General features: G+C 71.2%; 2 protein-coding genes. Both read right to left on the bottom strand.

Going from position 1 to position 3,207, the window contains the following annotated elements:
• Positions 1-374: 374 nt before the first annotated feature.
• Positions 375-1,115: an AAA family ATPase gene (locus E6J59_19495; protein ID TMB16082.1), complete on the bottom strand. Its 741-nt coding sequence runs from the start codon at positions 1,113-1,115 to the stop codon at positions 375-377.
• Positions 1,116-1,250: 135 nt separating this feature from the next.
• Positions 1,251-2,798, bottom strand: coding sequence for an IS21 family transposase (locus E6J59_19490; GenBank protein TMB16081.1), 1,548 nt, complete (start codon positions 2,796-2,798; stop codon positions 1,251-1,253).
• Positions 2,799-3,207 lie beyond the last annotated feature (409 nt).

Raw genomic sequence — 3,207 nt, 5'->3', positions numbered from 1 at the left:
CCCCCGCCGGCTGCTCGGCGCCGAACAGTATCAGGCGCGCCAGGGCGCTCGGCACGGCGAGGCCGAGGAGGTGGCCAGGGCGCTCCCGGACTGCCGGGCGCGACGGGCACGGCTGCTCGACCTGGCTGTTGACGGCACGGTGTCGAAGGCGGTGTTTGCCGACCGGGATGCGCCCCTGGCGGCGGCTGGCGCGGCGGGCCGACGTGCTCGCCAAGGCGGTCGCTGGGAGCGCCGCTCAGGCCGCCCGGGCGCGCGCCGTTGAGGCGCAAGCGCGGCTGCTGCGGATTTCGGCGATCGTGATCAGCCAGATCGCTCCATCGTGATCACCAAGATCGGTGATCGTGATCGGAGCGCAGCGACGCTGGTTGGTCAGGTCATGAGCTGGGGCTCGCCTCCTTTCTGCGCGACGGTCCCTTTAGCGCAATCCGGTGGGCCGGGTGAAGGAGCCGGTCACAGAGCGCATCAGCCAGAGTCGGATCCGCGACGTAATCGTGCCACTTCGGCGGCGGGAGCTGGCTGGTGATGATGGTGGCGCGGGTGCCCGTGCGGTCCTCCAGGATCTCGAGCAGGTCCCGGCGTCCGTGGTCCGGGAGGGGGCCGACCGCAAAATCGTCCAGGATGAGGACGTCGACGCGGGCGAAGCGGGCGAGGAGGCGGATGTAGCTCCCGTCAGCATGGGCGAGCGTGAGTTCCTCGTAGAGCCGCGGGACGCGGCGGTAGAGGGCGCGGTAGCCCCTGCGGCACGCCTGCTGGGCGAGGGCACACGCCACGTAACTCTTCCCGGTGCCCGTCGCCCCGCTGATCAACAGGTTGTGGTGCTCATGGACCCAGCGGCAGGTGGCGAGCTGGCGGAGGAGGGCCTTGTCGAGCTCGCGGCGCGGCTCGTAGTCGATGTCCTCGACACACGCCTGGCTGAGGCGGAGCTTCGCCTCGCGCAGCGCGTTGGCCAGGCGGCGATTCTCACGGGCGAGCCATTCGGCCTCGACCAGGAGGCCGAGCCGCTCGTCGAACGGGACGGCGGCGAGCGCCGGGTCCTGCTGCTGGGCGAGCCAGGCGGTGGCGAAGGCGTCGAGCCGCAGGGCCTTGAGCTTCTCGAGGGTCGGTTCGGTCAGCATGACGGCCTCCCTTCTGCGAGGATGCTAGACGACCGCATTAGCGCCCCGTACCGCCCCGCGCCGGGCGCGGGAGGACCCGACCTACGCACGGACGCCTGCGGGTTTTCGGCTGGGCAGGGCGCATCGGCCGTTCCTTCAGTGGTAGTAGTCGCGGCCCCGGATATTCTCGTGGACGACGGGGGCGGCGGCCGGTGGGGCGCCGGGCGGCACGCGATCGAGGCCGCGCTTGAGGATCGCCGCCACGTGCCGGTAGGAGCGGGCGCCGGCGGCGAGCGCCCGGCCACACGCCGCCTCGAGCCGCGCGGGGTCGTAGCGCTTGGCGAGCCGGAGGATCCCCAGGCAGGAGCGGTAGCCCTGCTCGGGATGGGGCCGGTCGGCCAAGATGGCGGTCACGAGGGCCGCGGTCTGTGGGCCGATCGTGGTTGCCCAATCCACGAAGCGCGACGGGCGCCAGCCCGCATGCGCCTGATGTGCCTTGGGCATGTGCGCGGTCAGTGTCGTGTGACGGCCGCGCTCGAAGCTGCGGCGGTGCGCGGCGACCCGCTGGCCGCGGTGGAAGATCTCGACCGCCGTCGCTGTCAGGCGCACGTCGAGGCGCTCGTGGAGTGGGACGAGGGTATACGGGACCGAGTAGAAGTGGTGGTCGACGGCGACGTGGTAGTCGACGTTGACGCCGGCCGTGAGCCACTCGGCGTACTCGAAGGGCTCGGCCGGGAGGGGGCGCAGGTGCGGCCGCTCGAGGCGCTCGAAGAGATCGCGGCGGCTCGCGCCACCGTAGTGCCGCATCGGCTTGGCGTTGAGCGCCGCGAGGAGTTCCGCGATCCGCTCGTTGAGCGCCGCGAGCGTGTAGAAGGTCTCGTGCCGCAGGCGCGCCACGATCCACCGTTCCGCGACTTGGACACCGACTTCCGCGATCGCCTTGTCGCGCGGCTTCGCGGGCCGCGCGGGGAGGATCGTCGTGCCATAGTGCGCGGCGAGCTCGGCGTAGGTGCGCTGGATGCCGGGTTCGTAGCGGCACGGGATCGTGACCGCGCTCCGCAGCTGGTCGGGGACCACGGCCCGCGGCACGCCCCCATAGAAGGCGAACGCGCGCGTGTGGCTCGCGATCCAGTCCGCGAGCTGCTGGCTGGCGGTCGCCTCGGCGTAGGTGTAGCTCGACGCGCCGAGCGCCATCAGGAAGAGCTCGACGGGGATCCGTTCCCCGGTGGCGGGGTCAGTGAGGGAGGGCGTCTTGCCCGCGTAGTCGACGAAGCCCTTCTCGCCGCCGCGGTGGACCTGGCGCATGGTGAGCCGCCGGCGCCGCAGCCAGTGCCGATAGATGTCGCAGAACTGCGTGTAGCGGTAGCCGTCAGGGTGCCGCTCGAGGTACTCGAGATGCAGGAGCTCGAGGGTCACGCCGGGCTTGCGCCGCTCGGTGTGGAGGTAGACGCAGTCGGGCTGCGGCCGCGGTCGGACCGTGCCCGGCGGCCGCGGGTACAGGCGCGCCTCGAGCGCGGTGTCGTCTGCGAGCGCCACCACCTGGGCCCACGTCAGTCCCACCTGCCGGGCGCGGCGGAGCGTCTCGCCGACCGCCCCGACACTCACGCCCACGCTCTGGGCCACGGCCCGGTTGCTGCACCCGAGCAGCCACTTCTGGCGCAGAATCTCTCGCGTCTTGCGCATGGATAGTCGCTCCGTCGCCATCACCCCTCCTCCTCTGGCGGGAGGGGTGTAGGTGCCGACTACCCAGCGTCGCGCGGCGCTCGGTCGACCCCTCCCGGCTCGGGAGGGCCTACCACGGGGTGATCACGATGACCGATCTGCGCGATCACGATGACCGATCTGCCTGATCACGATCCCGATCTCAGCGATCACGATCGGCCGATCCCAGTGATCGCGATCCGCCGATCTACGCGATCACGATGGGCCGAAACCCGCACGCCCAGATCGACCTGGTGAAAGCACCACGGAGGGGTGGTCGTGATGGCCGATGTGCCGCAGGATGCGCAGCGACGGACGGCGAAGCGCCGGCTTGCGTTGGTCCTGAGCTTCGTGAACGGGGAGACGTCGGTCGCCGAGGCCTTGGAAGTACGGGCTGACCTTGGCCGAGGTC

The sequence above is a fragment of the Deltaproteobacteria bacterium genome (assembly GCA_005879795.1).
Taxonomy (GTDB): Bacteria; Desulfobacterota; Binatia; order DP-6; family DP-6; genus DP-6.
This window is presented reverse-complemented; position numbering and strand designations above follow the sequence as displayed.

Coding starts and splice junctions, on each gene's coding strand:
- E6J59_19490 (TMB16081.1), bottom strand. CDS start 2,798: ATGGCGACGGAGCGACTATCCATGCGCAAGACGCGAGAGATTCTGCGC.
- E6J59_19495 (TMB16082.1), bottom strand. CDS start 1,115: ATGCTGACCGAACCGACCCTCGAGAAGCTCAAGGCCCTGCGGCTCGAC.